At 37.8% G+C, this 18,757-nt stretch carries 13 protein-coding genes and 1 pseudogene; 1 reads left to right on the top strand and 13 read right to left on the bottom strand.

Annotation, left to right across the window (positions count from 1 at the left end):
- From gnd to BLE01S_RS21515, 5 genes and pseudogenes are all read right to left on the bottom strand, one after another.
- On the bottom strand, positions 1 to 1,410 hold a 1,410-nt coding region (gene gnd, locus BLE01S_RS19655), incomplete at its 3' end, for an NADP-dependent phosphogluconate dehydrogenase (protein WP_066146574.1).
- Positions 1,411 to 1,656: 246 nt separating this feature from the next.
- Positions 1,657 to 2,880 (bottom strand): dicarboxylate/amino acid:cation symporter, encoded by a 1,224-nt coding sequence (locus tag BLE01S_RS19650; RefSeq protein ID WP_066146571.1) that lies wholly within the window; start codon positions 2,878 to 2,880, stop codon positions 1,657 to 1,659.
- Between the two features lie 600 nt (positions 2,881 to 3,480).
- Positions 3,481 to 4,947, bottom strand: a complete 1,467-nt coding sequence (gene katA, locus BLE01S_RS19645) for a catalase KatA (RefSeq protein ID WP_066146568.1) — start codon at positions 4,945 to 4,947, stop codon at positions 3,481 to 3,483.
- 245 nt (positions 4,948 to 5,192) lie between these two features.
- Complete coding sequence (locus BLE01S_RS19640; protein ID WP_082788841.1) at positions 5,193 to 6,146, bottom strand: GNAT family N-acetyltransferase; 954 nt, start codon at positions 6,144 to 6,146, stop codon at positions 5,193 to 5,195.
- A gap of 124 nt (positions 6,147 to 6,270) precedes the next feature.
- Positions 6,271 to 6,527: pseudogene (locus tag BLE01S_RS21515) on the bottom strand (TSUP family transporter); the annotation flags it as partial.
- Positions 6,528 to 6,614: 87 nt separating this feature from the next.
- On the opposite strand from BLE01S_RS21515, the gene BLE01S_RS19635 reads away from it, so the two are divergent.
- A complete protein-coding gene (locus BLE01S_RS19635) occupies positions 6,615 to 7,586 on the top strand; it encodes a LacI family DNA-binding transcriptional regulator (RefSeq protein WP_066146559.1) in 972 nt (323 codons plus the stop codon).
- A gap of 296 nt (positions 7,587 to 7,882) precedes the next feature.
- Here BLE01S_RS19635 and BLE01S_RS19630 read toward each other — a convergent pair whose 3' ends face one another.
- The 8 genes from BLE01S_RS19630 to BLE01S_RS19595 all read right to left on the bottom strand — a co-directional run bounded on the left by BLE01S_RS19630 (position 7,883) and on the right by BLE01S_RS19595 (position 18,740).
- Positions 7,883 to 8,722, bottom strand: coding sequence for a sugar phosphate isomerase/epimerase family protein (locus BLE01S_RS19630; protein WP_082788840.1), 840 nt, complete (start codon positions 8,720 to 8,722; stop codon positions 7,883 to 7,885).
- Positions 8,723 to 8,740: 18 nt separating this feature from the next.
- Positions 8,741 to 9,796 (bottom strand): oxidoreductase, encoded by a 1,056-nt coding sequence (locus tag BLE01S_RS19625; RefSeq protein WP_066146551.1) that lies wholly within the window; start codon positions 9,794 to 9,796, stop codon positions 8,741 to 8,743.
- Position 9,797: 1 nt separating this feature from the next.
- Entirely contained in the window at positions 9,798 to 10,544 is a 747-nt protein-coding gene (locus BLE01S_RS19620) for a sugar phosphate isomerase/epimerase family protein (protein ID WP_066146548.1), read from the bottom strand.
- Between the two features lie 18 nt (positions 10,545 to 10,562).
- On the bottom strand, positions 10,563 to 11,672 hold the full coding sequence (locus BLE01S_RS19615; protein ID WP_066146545.1) for a Gfo/Idh/MocA family protein: 1,110 nt from the start codon (positions 11,670 to 11,672) through the stop codon (positions 10,563 to 10,565).
- Between the two features lie 355 nt (positions 11,673 to 12,027).
- Complete coding sequence (locus BLE01S_RS19610) at positions 12,028 to 12,402, bottom strand: cytochrome-c oxidase (RefSeq protein ID WP_066146542.1); 375 nt, start codon at positions 12,400 to 12,402, stop codon at positions 12,028 to 12,030.
- A 75-nt stretch (positions 12,403 to 12,477) separates the two neighbouring features.
- Positions 12,478 to 13,155 carry a 4'-phosphopantetheinyl transferase family protein gene (locus BLE01S_RS19605; protein WP_066146539.1) on the bottom strand — a complete coding sequence of 226 codons (678 nt, stop codon included), beginning with the start codon at positions 13,153 to 13,155 and terminating at the stop codon, positions 12,478 to 12,480.
- Positions 13,142 to 16,867: a non-ribosomal peptide synthetase family protein gene (locus BLE01S_RS19600; protein ID WP_231955867.1), complete on the bottom strand. Its 3,726-nt coding sequence runs from the start codon at positions 16,865 to 16,867 to the stop codon at positions 13,142 to 13,144. Before BLE01S_RS19600 ends, BLE01S_RS19605 begins: the two co-directional genes overlap by 14 nt.
- A gap of 121 nt (positions 16,868 to 16,988) precedes the next feature.
- On the bottom strand, positions 16,989 to 18,740 hold the full coding sequence (locus BLE01S_RS19595) for a methyl-accepting chemotaxis protein (protein WP_066146537.1): 1,752 nt from the start codon (positions 18,738 to 18,740) through the stop codon (positions 16,989 to 16,991).
- Between the last annotated feature and the right edge of the window lie 17 nt (positions 18,741 to 18,757).

Here is an 18,757-nt window from a genome sequence, read left to right as displayed (position 1 = left end):
TTCCATCCACTCTGTGTGGAATGTTCCTTCTTTATCGATGCGGTTATATGTATGTGCACCGAAGTAATCGCGTTGAGCTTGTAGTAGGTTTGCTGGTAGTGTTTCTGTGCGGTAGCTGTCATAATAAGCAGCAGCGCTTGCGAAACACGGTACTGCAATTCCTCGCTCTACAGCAATAGAAACTACTTTCCTTAATGCCTGCTGGTAGCCTTCAACGATTTCTTTGAAGTATGGATCAAGCAACAGGTTAGCTAATGCTGGGTCTTTATCATATGCTTCTTTGATTTTTTGTAAGAATTGTGCACGGATGATACATCCTCCGCGGAAAATCATTGCGATATCGCCGTATTTTAAGTCCCAGTTATATTCTTCTGATGCTGCACGCATTTGTGCAAATCCTTGAGCATATGAACAAATTTTACTCATATATAATGCTTTACGAATTGCTTCGATTAACTCGTCTTTATCGCCTTCATAAGCTGTTACTTCAGGACCTCTTAATATTTTACTTGCTGCCACACGCTCATCTTTCATTGCTGAAATGAAGCGAGCAAAGACCGATTCAGTAACTAATGGAAGTGGAACACCTAGATCAAGTGCATTTTGACTTGTCCATTTCCCTGTTCCTTTTTGACCAGCTGTGTCCAGAATGACATCAACTAAAGGTTTACCAGTTTCCTCGTCTGTTTTTGTAAAAATATCAGCAGTAATCTCAATTAAATAGCTATCAAGTTCACCTTTATTCCATTCTGAAAACACTTTATGCAACTCTTCAGCATTAAGCCCTAAAATATTTTTCATCATAAAGTAAGCCTCACAAATCAGTTGCATATCACCATATTCAATTCCATTATGCACCATTTTCACATAATGGCCGGCCCCATCTGGACCAATGTATGTAGTACATGCTTCTCCATCTACTTTTGCAGCGATCGCTTCAAAAATAGGTGCAACAAGTTCATAAGCTTCCTTTTGACCACCAGGCATGATTGAAGGACCAGTTAAAGCTCCTTCTTCTCCACCCGAAACACCAGTACCAATAAAATGAAGGCCTGCTTCACTTAATTCTTTGTTACGACGGATCGTATCAGGGAAGAATGTATTTCCACCGTCAATGAGAATATCGCCTTTTTCTAAATATGGCTTTAATGATTCAATTGTTGCATCCGTAGGAGCACCAGCTTGTACCATAAGTAAAATTTTTCGTGGCTTTTCTAATGAATTAACAAATTCTTCGATTGAATATGTAGCAACCACATTTTTACCCTTTGCCTCATTTTGCATCATATCCTCTGTTCTATGGGAAGAGCGGTTATAAACTGATACAGAATAACCTCTACTTTCGATATTCATAGCCAGGTTTTTACCCATTACTGCTAATCCGACAACACCAATTTGCTGTTTTGACAATGTTAGTTCCTCCTTTATACTTGAAGCTTATTTTTAATAGTATTTTCAAGCAGCCGACAGAAAATTCAACCACTTTAATTCATTATATGTCGATTTTAACATACTTTCTCTTTATTACGTTAATAACTTGAGTGAAAGCATATAGTTTGTTTCCCAAACAAACTATATGCTAATTATATCAGCTTTTCTCCATTTCGTCACATAAAATAGTGGGCCAAGTTTATATATCACCCGGCCCATCTCATTTTAAGATATTGTTGATGAATTTTCTTCTACTATCAATTGCTTATTTCCTAGTGAACTTTCTACTACCACACAAGCGGAGGCATCACCCATTATGTTAACCGATGTTCTCAGCATATCGAGAACCCGATCAATGCCGGCAATCAATGCAATCCCTTCAAGTGGAAGATTCACCGCAGTTAAAACCATTGTGAGCATAATCAAGCCTGCACCAGGCACACCTGCAGCGCCAATCGAAGCTAGTGTTCCCATAAGGGCTACTATTAAAATCTGCGAGAAGCTCAATGACTCTCCAAAGTATTGAGCGATAAACATAACAGCTATCCCCATATAGATTGCTGTTCCGTCCATGTTAATCGTGGCACCAAGTGGTAAAACAAAGCTACTTGTTTCTTTTGATACACCTAAATTCTCTTGCACATTTTTCATCGTAACGGGCAAGGTGCCAGAGCTACTACACGTGGCAAATGCAACGGAAGCTGCTGGGAAAATCCCTTTAAGAAATTGGTTTGGACTCATTTTTCCGAGTGTTTTCACAGCAAGTGAATACGTTATTGCCACATGAATGATGACTGCTACAAGCATTGCTATAATAACTTTGATTAGCGGAAGTAAAACAGGTAATCCATAGGTACCGACGATAGGAGCTAACAGGCCAAATACTCCAATTGGAACAAGCTTCATAATTATCCCTGTTATTTTATACATCACCTCGGCAAGACCTTCAAAAAAGTCCTGCACCGGCTTGCCTTTCTCTCCAACAAGTGTAATCCCAACTCCAAGAAAGATCGCAAAGAAGATAATCTGTAAAACTGCCCCTGAAGTTAATGCTTCGATCGGGTTAGTCGGTATAATATTCAATAATGTAGTAATTACTCCATCAGATGTAACTGTTTCAGCAGCACCGCCTTCTAGTACCACATCTGTCCCCGTACCTGGGGAAAAAACAAATCCTGCTAGTAACCCAATGGAAATGGCCGCCAAACTTGTAACAAGAAAGTATAATACAGTCTTCCCACCAATACTTCCCAACTTTTTGATTCCGCCAGCTCCCGTAACACCAACGATAATAGTGGATAAGATTAATGGAACAATAATGAACTTAATTAGTCTTAAAAACAGATCACCTAATGGCTGAACAACAGTAGCTTTTGATCCAAAAATGGAGCCTACAATAATCGCAAGAATAAAGGCAATGAGAATTTGAAGCATAAGATTTTTCTTCATTTAGATTCCTCCTTTTTCTATACGTAGATGCCATCTTAGTATGATCGGTTCTAAAAACTAAAGTGTCCTATATACAGTTTTATAGCACCAAATTCTATATTGGCCTACTTATTTGGTCTGACCTCCTTTATCTAAATATATGGCCTTCTTTTAGATTCTTACCATATTTTTATTTATCCTATAATGTAAAATATACCGAACCGCATTAAGTCGACTTCAGACCATAAACTAACCTAATAAATGGATTATCTAGGATAGAGTGAATTTTCCCGTATTTTACGCGGGCAAGTGGAAATTTCACCAAACATATAAGGGATGCAGGATGATGACCAGGATACAAAATCATAAACATGATCTATTAGATGAACAATATAATTTCTCATGACAATAGGCTCGCAAAATAGATATTGTAATTGAATACTTCATTGGTCCATTTACCCTAATATTTATCCCATCAATTTAATAAAGGTGGTCGTTTACTCTACGTGATAAAACCAAGAAAAGGGAAAAAAGGTAGTTGGAATGAGCACATTCCAACTACCTTTTACCTTTACTCTAAAGCAGACTCGCCTAGAGTCTGCTTCCTTTTAGTCTACTAAATTAAGATAATACTTCTTGACTCGGTACTTTCAAGCCAAGTCCCTCAGCAATTCGTGTTCCGTATTCCGGATCAGCTTTATAGAAATGGCTGATTTGACGAAGCTTAATTTCCTCTTTTTCAACTGGTTTCATTGCATCTACGATATTTGCTACAAGACGAGTGCGCTCTTCTTCTGTAAGCAAACGATATAAATCCCCTGGCTGGGTGTAATGATCGTTATGATCATATGCGACACTTCCTGTCACACCTGTAACTGGTAAACTATGCTGTTGGTTCTCCGGAGTTTCTTTTGGTCCCCCAAAGCTATTTGGCTCATAATAAACAGAACCTCCGCCGTTATTATCGAATCGCATTGCACCATCACGTTGATAGTTATTCACTTCGTTTTTGGCGCGATTGATCGGCAACATTTGATGATTCGCTCCAACACGATAACGGTGTGCATCATGATAAGCAAACAAACGTCCTTGTAACATTTTATCTGGGGATACATCAATTCCCGGTACAAGCGTACCAGGCGAGAATGTCGCTTGCTCAACTTCTGCAAAATAGTTCTCTGGATTGCGATTTAGAACCATGCGTCCTACTTCAATTAAAGGATAATCTTTTTGGGACCATACTTTTGTTACATCAAATGGATCAAAACGGTATGTGTCTGCATCTTCAAGTGGCATAATTTGAACGCATAATTTCCATGCTGGGAAATCTCCATTTTCAATTGCATTGAATAAATCTTGTGTATGATAATCCGGATTTTCTCCCGCTAGCTTAGCAGCAAGATTGACATCCAAGTTTTTAACACCTTGTTCTGTTTTAAAATGATATTTCACCCATACTCCTTCACCTTCAGCATTCACCCATTTGAATGTGTGGCTTCCGAATCCATGCATGTGTCGGAATGTAGCGGGAATCCCACGATCAGACATCAATGTAGTTACTTGGTGCAATGATTCAGGTGATAATGACCAAAAATCCCAAACTGCTGTTGGATTCTTCAAATGCGTTTGTGGATCTCTTTTTTGTGTATGGATAAAGTCCGGGAATTTAATTGCATCACGAATAAAGAATACTGGTGTATTGTTTCCAACTAAGTCATAATTTCCCTCTTCAGTATAAAATTTCACTGAAAATCCGCGTGGGTCACGAACAGTATCTGCAGATCCAAGTTCACCAGCTACTGTTGAAAATCGGATAAACATTGGTGTACGCTTGCCAACTTCTGATAAGAAGTCAGCCTTCGTATATTTGGAAAGATCATTCGTTACTTCAAAATATCCATGTGCACCTGCACCTTTTGCATGAACTACACGTTCAGGAATACGTTCACGGTTAAAATGCGCAAGCTTTTCTAATAAGTGAACATCTTGAATAAGCGTAGGTCCACGTGAACCAGCTGTCACCGAATTCTGGTTATCGCCAACCGGCGCTCCCCAACTTGTCGTAAGTTTTTGATTATGATTACTCAAATAAATCCCCGCCTTTATATGTAATATTGTTTGTTAATTACATAATATCAAAAGAGATAATAGATTTCAAGTAAAAATAAATATTTGTTTGTAATCATTATAAATTAAGTGTTTATTCTATTAAACTTCTTAAATTAAGTAGAGATATCCGTGTATCTTCACTTAATTCAAAACATTATACAAGTAAATATATGTACTTTTTATCAATTAGTCTACTTACTTATCAATAATTCAACGCTGCTGTTTTATAATTCTTTACTATAAGATTCATACTTTTGCCAAGCTTCATAGCCTAGTTTTTCGTAGAAATCAATAAATTCAGTCCAATCAATAATAATGGAATGAATACCCCTATTTCTCAAAAAGTGAACCCCAGCTTCTACGATAGCCAAGCCATATCCATTTCCGCGTATACTTGGATCCACTCCAAGTGGTCCAATCCCCCCTAATGGTGTGTTAAATAATGGTGACCAATAAACATTTTGCGCAATGAAGGGTGAGTGTATATCATTTATTCTACAGAATCCAAAAATTTCTCCCTTTCTTTTTAATACAACAAATTCTCTACCTGTTCCTCCCTTTTTAAAATACTGGATCGCTTCATATTCCCAACGACCTGGGAAGGTTCGATGCATAAAATCTATAAACTGATCCTTCTCCTCTGCCTTTAACATCATAAATTCTACTTCTTTTTGTTCAGGCATTTCACTTTCTATTTCATCCTCATAGTGAGCAATTAAATCATAGGTTTCCATATCCTTTTTATATCCTTGTTTACCAAACCATCTTATAGTATCCTCGAATCCACTGGGCAAGCCAGGGAAGTAATGCCATGGATCACTCCCGAAAGTAATTTTAACCACACCAGCTAATTTTAAAGCATTCTCCGCTTTTTCAAGCAAAGCAACCCCTACCCCCTGTCTGCGATACTCGGAATCGACGATCAATACTTGAATCCAGCCGGTCTCCTTATTCATCTTCACATCAATATCTTCCTGCCATCGTTTACTCACAACAAAGCCGATTACCTCATCATTCTGGTTCAAAGCAATACCTGATCCTGATTCCAATACATTTTCATCATCCATGCTATTTTGTTCAAACAATTCTTCTCTCATTGGAAAGTGTTGGCCTATTTCCTTATTCCAAAGTTTTACCATGTCTGTTATTCTTTCTTTATCAATTGGTGTAACTTTCATTTTCATCCTCCCTAACACTTCAACTAACTTTTCCGTTCTATATAATACTATGCAGAAAAAACAACAATATATATAAAGCGCTTACACTTATATATTATTACATATTTTTCTACCCTTTTGGGATTTATCGTAGTGTATCTAGCCAAATTTTCATTGAAGTCACAAAAATGATTACTGCCAACATCATTTGCAGTACTTTCGTTTTCACCTTTTCCCAATATAAGCTCCAATAGCTGCTGTTGTAATACTAGAAACTACCATGATAAGAGCAGGATAATAACCTACTTGATCTGTTATTATTTTTCCCGACGTGGAACCTATTAAAGAAATAAAGGTAATTGCAAATGATGAAGCAATTGTCGTTCTTGTAGGGATTTCCAAGGATTATATTATATTCTCGCAAATAATTCGAAACTATGTCAGATATAGATTAGAATAGATAGAACGGCATGATTGGAGAGATTTAAAATGGTGAGTATAAAGGACATTGCCAAAAAAGCAGGTGTTTCTATATCAACTGTTTCATACGCTTTGAATGGAAGCGCAAAAGTCACCAAGGAAACAAGCGCTAAAATATTAGCGATTGCTAAAGAATTGAATTATGTACCAAATGCAGCAGCAAGGACTTTAAAAATGAGGCAAACGAAAATAATAGGGGCATTCTTGCCAGATTATGGCGGTCCGTTTTATGGTCCATTACTGCATGGGATGCGAGAAGCGTTAAATAAACAGGAATATGATTTAATCGCATGTGGAGGTAAGCGTTCCCACCGCTTTCTTCCAGAGGGAATTATGGACGGAGCCATCGTACTTGATGAAACCTTTTCTGATCAGGAGTTACTTAACCATGCACAGCGAGGTCATAACATTGTAGTACTTGATAGAGAAATGGAGCATGCTAATATCTCTCCGGTACTTCTAGATAATCGAGCAGGTACAGAGCTTGCAATCCAATTTTTAATAAAAAAGGGACACCGAAAACTATTCTTACTTACGGGACCTGATGGATCATACGACTCACAGCAACGACTTCATGCTGGATTAAATATATTAAAGAAGCAGCAACAAGTGTCCTATAAAGTTATTAATGGGGATTTTAATAAAAAGTCAGGGGAGCTAGCTGCCCGACAAATCATTCGTGATTATACAGAACCAGTAGCCGTCTTCTGTTTTAACGATGTGATGGCGATTGGTATGTATGACTATTTAGCAACTACAGATTATATTGTTGGTGTACATATTCATATTATCGGCTTTGATAATATAGAAGTTTCACGTTATATTGTTCCCCGGCTATCAACCATTCATTATTCAAAAGCTGAGTGGGGGGCAAAAGCCGCTGAGCAGTTATTACGTTTAATACAAAATGAACCTATCTCGGCTCCAAAAATTACTGTAGAACTACTCGAAGGAGAATCCGTTCAAAACTGTAATATATAAAGAAAAGTTATATGGCACTCTATTATCTGCTTCCTCTGAATGCTTTTAAAAGGTCGATCCGATTACCCAATCAGGTCGACCTTTTAATCATTAATTACGGATCTATTTACTTCTCTTCTTATTGAATCAAGTTAATCCCATCTTCATAACTATATCATTTGAGGTCAGGTCATATTTCATTGCAAAAATAGTAGGCGAAGTGGTTCATTTTTTTTACTAACGCATACATTTCTTAATATTTCATACTTTGCGCCGAGATTGAAGATGTTATATTAAGTTGATAACACATGTAACGTCTAGTTTATAGAATACGAGTTCTTTAATGCCTGTAAACCGTGCTTAATAACTTCTAAAGCACTTTTCCCTTTATAGTCCTCTATAAATAATTCTAATGATAAGTATCCAGAGTAATGAATATTATATAACGTTTGGGCGATTTCATTAGATGGAGCAATACCTTCCCCCGGGAAGACGCGGTCGCTATCCTCCAATTTTTCTATTTCTGGGATTGGAGGATAATCATTAACATGAAATATTCCAATTTGCTCTCCACGTAGTTCCTTTAATCTAAAAAAATCACTGCCTCCGATATACATATGAAAAGGATCAATTAACATCTTAGTATTTTGAATGGAAGACGTTTCAAGTACGTAATGAGCCTCAGATAGTGTTGAAAGCTTCTGCGCCTTTCCCCAAAATTCAAGAATTGGCTCCACACCGATTTCTCTTCCCATGACAACCAAGTGCTCAAAGTATCCTGTCGCCTCATCTAACTTCACTGTCCCAACATCTCCAAAAGGAGGAGCAGCTATTAACTTACACCCCAACGAAGTAAGCAGTTCCATTTCTCCTTTAGCCTGTTTGAAAGCTTTCTCCCTTATCTCCGCATCCGCGTCAGCCCATTTAAAAAATGCAATCGCATTGATAAATTCTATATTTGCGCAACTTAGTGCATGTTTTAAATCTTCGATCGTTCCACCGCCTGCAAGATAGGTTTCAATATCTTTCATCCAAAGCTCGATCCCTTCATACCCGGCTTCAGCAGCTATCCTCACTTGTTGGATCACATTCAATTTGAAAGGAAATAATGTCGATGTATTGAGCGCTACCTTAAATGGGAACAATTTACTCTCCATCCTCTCTAGCAGTTACTCTCACCGTGTTACTAGTATCATTCTACCTTCTTTATGACTTTGCAACGCCAACTCAATTAGACGAATATTCATCCTCGCTTCTTCTGGCTTAACCTCCAGATCTGATAATCCTTTAATATGGTCATAAATATTCTGGTAATAATCCTGATAAGCACCTGGAATTGTTTCTAGTGCCCCTGTGAAGTGCAAATCCCCAATGTGAGTATCAAGATTCCCCCACATCTCCTGTGGCTCTTCCCCCCAGCCAGAAGACGCGGCTGGGGTTTTACCTTCAATAAGGGCTTCTTCTTGAGGATCGAGCCCATATTTAACGAATGATCCCTTATCACCATGAAGGATATAACGAGGACCATGATTTAGTACAAAACGAGATGACTTTAGGGATACCTTCAATTTGCTGCCATACCCGAGTGTTACATCAAAATAATCATGTGAAAGTCCACCTTCTCGTTGAATCTGAATATCAGCGAAAATAGTTTTCGGCATACCGAATAGACAAACAGCTTGATCCAATAAATGCACACCGAGGTCGTACAGTACTCCTGTACCTTGACCTTTCTTATCCCGCCAATTATTAGACACTTTCGGATTGAAGCCGTGCCAATGAATTTCACACTCCATTACCTCTCCAATAAGTTCCTTTCTCACTATTTCACGAATCGTTTGAAAATCCCCATCCCATCGTCTATTGTGAAACACACTGAGCACCAATTCTTTTTTCTTGGCTAGTTCCATTAATTCATCTGCTTCTTCCACTGTGGTAGTAAATGGTTTCTCTACAACTACATGCTTGCCTGCGGACAGTGCATCATGGACAAATTGGTAGTGATCTGTACTTGGAGTAGTCACCACAATTACGTCTATATTGGGATCATCATACAAATCACTAGCATCACGGACGATTTCCACCCAAGGGTACCTCTCCTTTGATCGCTCACTACGGCGTTCCACTACTTTTTTCAACTTCAAGCCAGAAACAGATGTAATAACAGGTGCGTGAAAGGCTCTCCCAGCAAATCCATATCCAATCAGACCTACATTAAGCTCTGACCTCACCCTAGATCACACCCATTTCTCTTAAATTAATATAGCTTGTTTTAATAGACTCAAATACGTCACGGCGCGATAGATCCTGTTCCACAACAAGCCATTCCGTGCCTATATCCGATGCTACTTGAATGATTTCTTGAAAATCTAGTATCCCTTCTCCTACCTCTGCAAAAAATTGATCGTCATCTGATTCCATATCTTTCACATGTAGCAAAGGACAGCGATTATTGAGTTTTCGCAAATAATTAGCAGGATCCTCACCGCCTTTTTGCACCCAATATGTATCAAGTTCTAGCTTTACCAAATCTGGGTCCGTTTCGTCTAGTAAAATATCAAGCGCATACTGCTCATCAAATTTAATAAACTCCCAATCATGATTATGATATAAGAATTGAATTCCTTGTTCCTTTGTACTGGCTCCAATTTGATTGAAGACTTTTGCTGATTGAAGAACCTCTTCCTTTGTATTAAATCTATGGGACAAAACGATGTATTTTCCTCCCATTTCATTCACAAAATTTGTTACTGCTAATAAATCGCTTGTTAGTTGTTCGACACTTGAGTGACAGCTAATAACCTGTAATGCCATGTTATCCAAACGGCTTTTCATCTCTTCCACTGTTATTCCTTTTGGCGGCATGCCAACTTCCACACCTTGGTACCCAATATCAGCTACTCGTTGAAAGGAACCAAAAAAATTCTTATCTAGTTCTTCACGAATTGTATAAGGCTGTAAAGCAATTGGAAATTTCATCGTCATTCACGTCCTTTTTTAATGATCAAGCTGATTGAACTTTAGTCCAAGTGGCAGCGGTGATGGTTGCTTACAAGGTGCTGTAATTAAAATATGGCGATCCGTATTTGCTGATTTAAGGATAGCGTGCGATATATCAAGCACATGTCTTGCTAACTCTCCACTAGCTCGATGTGGTCTCCCAGTTACAATTGCTGTCGCCATATCAGCAATTCCAAGCCCTCTGCTATCCTCTAAATAACCATGTGAATACGGAAATTCCTGTTCTTTACCATTTGATTGACGTATCCGGACTGTTCCACCAAAGAAATTCGGATCTTCTATATAAAGAATGCCTTCCGTACCATAAACCTCCATTCTAGGGGAATATCCGAAGCTTTCCTTCGCTGCAAGCAGATGTGCCGTTGAACCACCATCAAAATCAATAATTGCAGTTACATTCATTGGCGCTGTAACCGGAATTGTCTGCCCATAATGAGGGGACTTCATATTTCCAATATGAAATTCTTTGCGAACTTGCCCAACAGACCCGGAAACCCTCCGCGCTGGGCCTAGTAAATGAACCATCGCCGTTAACCAGTAAGGGGCCATGTCATATAAAGGATCCCAACCGAACTCCATAAATGAATGTATATTGGGGTGCATACCGTTCCATGCATGTCCCATTAAAATGGATCCATTTGCAGCATAGACAGTCCCAATCCATCCGTCATCAATAATTTTGCGACATGTTTGGAGTTGCCCACCAAGAAATGTATCGGGTGCACTTCCTATACGCAGTCCTTTTTCCTTCGCAAGTGACAATACTTGATCAGCATCCTCAAGCGATAAAGCAAAAGGTTTTTCCGTGTACACATGCTTCCCAGCTTTTAATATTTTCATATTCACTTCAGTATGCGCTTTTGGTGAGGTTAAGTTGATAACGATTTCAATTTCTTGATCAGCCAATAATTCATCCACAGTGAACACATTTGGAATACCAAACTGCTGCGCTCTTTTTTTGGCCATTTCAGGGAACATATCCGCTACCGCTACTACTTCTAAGATGTCAAATACTTCCGTACAATTCCTTAAATAAACCTCGCTAATATGTCCACAACCGATAAACCCAACCTTGACCTTCCTCATAAAATCACCCTTATTCTTGAAGTCTTGTTCCTTATATATGCTTAAGTTTACATTACAGAACTTTTATTATTTCTAGAATAGAGATCAAGAATTCCTTTTTAGTATCTTAATTATTCAGGAAACACCGATATTCATCGAATCGTTTTGAGTAACATTATAGCTGTAACGGAATGAGCATTCAACACTTTGTTTGAAAATTAACACTCTTTAAAAAACTGCGGTGGATTTTAATACCTTTTAGTTCAGATCATATATTTCCTTTTTCATAACCCTCTTCATAGTTGGCGCACGACCCTTACATAAAAAAAGGCACCTCACTCTTAAAATAGACGAGGTACCCTTTATATCTATCTTATTATGCTTTTTCCCCTATATTTTTCAATATATTATAACCGAAACAAAAGATGCCAATGACAGTAACTGCACCACCAATTGTAGCTAATGGAAAGAATACAGAATTAACATCCAAAATAGCTAAGGCAATACTGATCATCATCATTGGCAAACCAATATTGTGAAGCCAAAAGTGGGCTTTTGCAACTGATGTCTGTGTAAGATGTGGGAATAAAATATATAGAATACCAGCAATAGAAAGAGACATCCAGCCAAGTAAATTAATATGGACATGCACGGTAGCTAAATTGAACACATGAAATATGGACATATATAATCCAAAGCAAATACCAATCAAAAAATAAACGATGGAAATCTTAATTAATCTTTGCCCCATATTATCCCCCCTCGTATATTTTCACTATTAAATATATGTTGGTGAAATAATGTGTATACGCCCTTAGGAAAAAGATTATTTCGGATATAAGATTAGCTCTTCCCTATCTAAAATAACTATTTCACAAGTAAGCTTCTCTTGATCCCAACAGACTGAAACTGGATGGGAAGGATCTATGTAGAATAAATGTGTGTATAGACCTTTCATTTGAAAAGTATCTAATGATTTAGGTATTGCACTCGGAAATAACCCTGTCTTGTACATTGCTTCTTTCTTTGTCCATATCTCATAAAACTGTGTTGTTTTGTCTTCATCTTTCAGTCTACTCACTATATTCCATTCAGCTTGCGTCAAAGCATATTCCATAACGGCTTCATTCAATGGACCTATTCTTTCGACATCAATGCCTACTTTTCCCTTTTCAGCAAAGACAACAACAATCCATTCACCAGAATGAGAAAGATTAAAATCACCTTGCCAGCTGTAGTTACCATCAATATATGGCCGCCCGTTTTCATCACGCACCGTCCGAAACCCCTGTTTCACAATCGCCAACTTTTGGATGCTCCATTTCACTAAAGCCGTCCCGAGCAAAGTCCGTTGTCTATCCATCCAGCTTTTATAGTTCTCAATCCTAATTCGATCTTCAACCGGAATACTTAAGATAAACTTATCCCACTCTTGATGTGATAATTGATGACCAATATGGACTGCGAATATTCGCAGTCCCGTTGATTGTTTATTCGGCAACATCTTTTTTAGTCCGTTCTGGTAAATATCCTGCCTTTATTCCGTATTTAATTAATTTTTCAATATAAGCTTGATTGGGTTTTGCACATTTTACATCTGCACTCTTCAAAAACTCCTGTGCTTTTTTACTGTTAAAAATAAACTCAGAATCACCAGCTCCGTCTCCTTCAAGCTGGGCAATGGCTAATGATAAATATTCCGATGTTTCCGATGCATGCTCCCCATTCAATAACCAATCTTCATATTCCTCTGACTCTACTGTCTCTAACTCATAACCAAGTGCTTGCAATACGTCAATAAAGCGAGTATAAGTAAGCGTCTCAGGATTACACAAATGTAATATATGACCGTTAGATTTTGGCTTGCTAGCTATTGCAACGAGTGCTTGGCTAGCATAATTTATTGGAGTAAAATCTATATGCCAGTTTGCCTTCGGCGTCTTTCTCAAATGAAGCATCGACTTGATCATTCGATAAAAAGCATTATCGTCCATATTACGTTGAAATTTTCCATTTTCAGAATGGCATGTTAAATTTCCTACTCGATATATAGTAACAGGAAGATCCTCTACAGCTTTCCTAACAATGTTTTCAGCCTCTAGCTTGCTTTGGTTATACACATTTTCAAGTGGAACCTCGTAATCAAAGTCACCTTTTTCTAGATAATACTCCCACTGACTTGTAGCAAGCTCTTCCGGAATACCAATTGTTGAAACATGGTGAAAATGCACACCTTCTTTATATTTAGCAAGTTCAAGCAAATACTTAGTGCCTTCTATATTTACATTGTTAAAATGAGAGGCATCGCCAAAATGCCTAACATCCGCACCACAATGAATAATTGCATCGATTTTCTCCGCGAGCATACTCCGATCTATACTAGATAAACCAAGCCTCTCTTCACCTAGGTCTCCTTGGATAACGGTTACTCGTTCTTTAATCATTTCCATTATGCTTTCACCGAAATAAAAGTGCATACTGTCCTCCAATTTAGCATCAATAGAGGCATGTGAGTTTTTCCGGATAAGGCAGTACACATGAGCGCTTGTTCTTTTCAATATTTCATATAAAACATGACTACCTAAATAACCTGTTGCACCTGTTAAGAATACTGTATGCATTGGTCGGGACTGGATTGTACTTGTATTAGGTAAAATGCTCGGCTCCATTAGGTCCTTTAAAATAAAACCTTTTTTTGAGATTGGCGCTTCTGATTGAACTGGTTGGTATTGACTTATATATGCATCCAATTCTTCAATGGTATGATGCTCGAAGAAATCTTGTATTTTCAAAAATGGAAAATGCCTTTTTACTTGAACTAATATTTCCAGCACTTTTAAAGAATGGCCACCTATATGGAAGAAATTATCGCGAATGCCGACACACGGGATACCCAGTGACTTTTGCCAAGCGTCAGCTAGAATTTGCTGATTTTCATTTTCCGGGGCAACATATGTATCTGTTTCAGGTGCTTTTTCAATTGCTGCTAATTGCTTACGGTTAATTTTCCCAGTGGGGGACAATGGCATTTCATCTAACTGAAAAAAGTGGTCAGGAACCATATACTCTGGTAGATTATCAACAAGGTACTCTCTGATTTCCTCTTCCCTTATGTGCATATCCCCACTTACTGTGTAGTAAGCAAACAAGCTATTGCTTCCATCTACCATTTTTTTCGCAAGAATAACAACCTCTTGAATACGAGATTCATTTGCTAATACAGCTTCAATTTCTCCAATCTCAATTCGAAATCCCCTAACTTTGATTTGCGAATCCTTACGGCCAACAAACTCAATCGAACCACTTGGCAATAATCGAACTAAGTCACCTGTTCGATACATCATTTTATGGGGCTCTACTGAGAATAAATGAGGTACAAATGCTTCTGCCGTATTTTCCGGTCTGTTTAAATAACCCGAAGCCAAGCCAGCGCCAGCAATACATAGCTCACCTGGGACATTGATTGGACAAAGCAGATTATGTTTATTCACGATATACGCTTCATAATTTGCAATCGGCCTTCCAATCGGGATGCTTGATTGACTTTCCTCTACATTGTTTTGTACTTTATGATACGTAGATAATACAGTACATTCTGTCGGCCCATATACATTGATAATTTCGATGTTTGTCCCAAATTTTTGCTGCCACTTTTGGACAATAGGATACATCAGGGCTTCTCCACCTACCGAAAGAAATTTAAGTGTTTTCAATGCTTCCTTTCTTTCTTTTGGTAAATGTGTGGCAAGTTGATTAAAAAATGCATTCGGTACTGTTGTAGCTGTAGCCTTTTCACGCTTAATCGCAGCGGCGAATTCCTCAATAGATACCCGCTCCGCGCTAGATAACATATATAATCTAGCTCCGGAAAAGAATGCAGTAAATGTTTCCGTTACAGAGGGGTCAAAGCTATAGGAGATGAATTGAGTGTAAACATCTTGTTCCGTTGATTGATAAATCCTTTGATGATCAGTGATTAAATTGATAACGGAATCATGCCTAAGCATCGTCCCCTTTGGCTTTCCAGTAGAACCAGAAGTATAAATGATATATGCTAAATCAGAGGGATGACATTCAACATGAACATCCTCTTTCGAAAACTCCTTTTCCATATGGTTCATTTCGAATACCATCCGCTTATCATCATTATCCAACAAGTTAGAAAGTAAAGGTCTGTGTTCATGCTTTGTTAAAATAAAAGGTGCTCCTGTATCATTTAGGAGATAACGGCACCGCTCTTTTGGATAAGATGGATCAATTGGAATATATACTCCACCAGCTTTAAGGATACCTAGCAAGCTCATCACTGTTTCCATACTACGCTCCATCACTATTGCTGCATAATCACCTTTTTTCATTCCATTGGATATCAACATATGAGCAATTTCGTTTGAACGTTCATTTAGCTCACGATAAGTCATTTGACCTTCAAACGAAGATAGAGCAATATTACCCGCAAACTTCTTTGCAGTTTCATAAAAAACTTGTGAGATTGTTTTCTCTTTTGCATACGGGGCGTCTGTCTCATTTAATTGCTGGTATAATGTCCATTCCTCATCTGTCAGCATTTGAATGCGGTCAAAAGGTAATTGTGGATCTTCCTGAATAATTGTTTCTATGATTTTTTCATATTGTCCAATAAACCTTTTAATAGATTCCTTTTTGAATAGATTTTGATTGTATGAAATGTTACTAACCATTCGATTTTCTTCAAACTGAATACGCCAAGCGAGCTCTGTCTTAACATCTATTGATTGATCAATTTGAAAAACAGTTTGCCAATTTGGAAACTTATCAAAAGTGATTGGTGAGAGTACTTCATGCTTTCTATTCTCTTCCAATTGCTCCTGTAAATAACTTAATAAGCTATTTACTGTTCGATTTTTTTGAAAATCAATGCGAATGGGGGTAATGCCTTCACTTTCCTTCATTGCATTTCCAATTAAAATATCTTCTTCATTTGTACTAAAATACACCCACAAAATATATGAAGCTAACAAAACAACATTAGGATCTGTGTCTTGCTTAATAGAAAAGTCATATAATGGTAACAGTAATTCTTGCTTTATTGGATGAATGATAGTTCCCTCCATAAACTCTTTACCTGTTCCCTGTTGATAATCCGTTGGCAATACTGCAGATGGAAGAGGCTCCGCTACTTTCTTCATCCAATACGATTTATCTAAAACTATTTCTTCTCCTGCATTAACAAACAAATCTCTCAACCTCCTACAATTTCTTAATACAAGTGCAAAAGCATTTAATACATGGTATTCGCTAGTACATCGAAAATAAGTATTCACTGAAAACAAATTATCTTTCAGTGAATACTTTATCTCATTCCTGTACTTTAAATTTATTAACAACATGCATTAATTCATCTGATAAATCATTCAAGACTTGCGCTTCATCAGAAATTTGATTTACTGAATTCAGCTGAGAAACGGACGCTTCTGCCACTGCTCTTGTATTGTCTCTTGAACTATTAGAAATCATCTCCATTTGCTGAACAGAGTCCGTCACTTCTACCGTACCAGCTGACATTTCCTCAAATACTGCCGACAGATCTTGAATTTGATCGGCCACTTGGTGAATCGATGTGAGAATATGTCCAAATGATTGTTCTGTTTCATTTACAACAATTAATCCATTATCCACTTCTTCTACCGCATGAATCATCATATTCACAGATTCTCCCGTATCACTTTGTATTTGAGAGATAAGCGCAGATATTTGGCGCGCGGATCCTTCTGACTGTTCAGCAAGTTTTCGTACCTCTTCTGCTACTACTGCAAATCCACTACCGGCTTCTCCTGCCCGGGCCGCTTCAATGGCAGCATTCAAAGCAAGTAAGTTCGTCTGGGAAGCTATTCCGGTAATAATGTCCACAATTTCTTCAATTTTTTCTGAGCGTTCCCCAAGTAGTTTTACTAAAGTGGCTGATTGATTAACAGCCTTACTAATTGAATTCATTTGCTCGACAGATCTACGAGTTGAATCATTTCCTTTTTCTGCTTCTTTGGAGGCAGTCAATGATGACTCCGTAATCTGATTTGCCGACATGGCAACACGCTGGATACCAATACTCATTTCCTCAATTACCTTTGTACTTTGATTGGCTTTTTCCGCTTGCAAATCTGCTCCACTTGCCACTTCTTGCATAGAAGCAACAACGTGATTAGTAGAATCCGCTACTTCCTGCATATTAGATGACAATATCGTAGAACTATTCGATACTTGAGAAGAAACATTTGTTGCACTTTTAATAATAGATCTTAAATTTTCAATCATTACATTGAAATTACGTGTAAGAAGACCAATTTCATCATTTGATTTCACAGGTAATGGGTCCATTTCCAATTCACCTTTTGCTACCCTTTTAGAAAGAGAGGAAAGTGCTTGTATTGGTGTAAGTTGTCTTTTTAATAATAAATAAACAGCGACTGAAGAGCCGATTAAGAATAGGACAGTAACCAAGAGAATCGACATAGATTCTGACATTGCTTTCGCAGTTACCATTGAAACATCATAGTCCATTGCATAAAGTGCAAGTATCTTACCTGAATTATCCAATATTGGAGTCAATCCAGTTTTATAACTTCCAAACTCATCACTGTATATCTCTGTAGCTGCGGATTTTCCAGTTTCAAATACCTCTTTAATTTTAGCGAGAAAATCTGGGGAAAGGCCCATTTCAACCATGTCTTGGTTGTATTCCGCACCAAAATCTAAAATGCTTGATGAAAGTGCTGGCGCATGGATACTTTCACCATCCATTGTAATTAAAAATAGATTGGTAATAATATCTGAGCTATCATTTACAGCATCCATTTCCTTTGTTAATTCAATTGCATCAGGATTATCACCGCTCGGATGCTCTAATATAGATACCAATTGATCCTTATCTATCGTCTGAGCCAATATCATTCCTTTGTCATGCAATGATTCATCCATATCTTTTAAATTACTCTGTTTTACGATATAATACGAAAGGCCCATAGTTACTAACCCAAATAATAATAAAATACTTACCATAACAGTGACTAATTTCGTGCTTATTGACAGATTTCTTGAATTTTGCTGCTTCACGATCTATCCCCCTAAAG

The sequence above is a fragment of the Lederbergia lenta NBRC 16444 genome (assembly GCF_001591545.1).
Classification (GTDB): domain Bacteria; phylum Bacillota; class Bacilli; order Bacillales; family Bacillaceae_C; genus Lederbergia; species Lederbergia lenta.
Note: the sequence above shows the minus strand (reverse complement) of the source record. Positions and strands in the feature narration are given on the sequence as shown.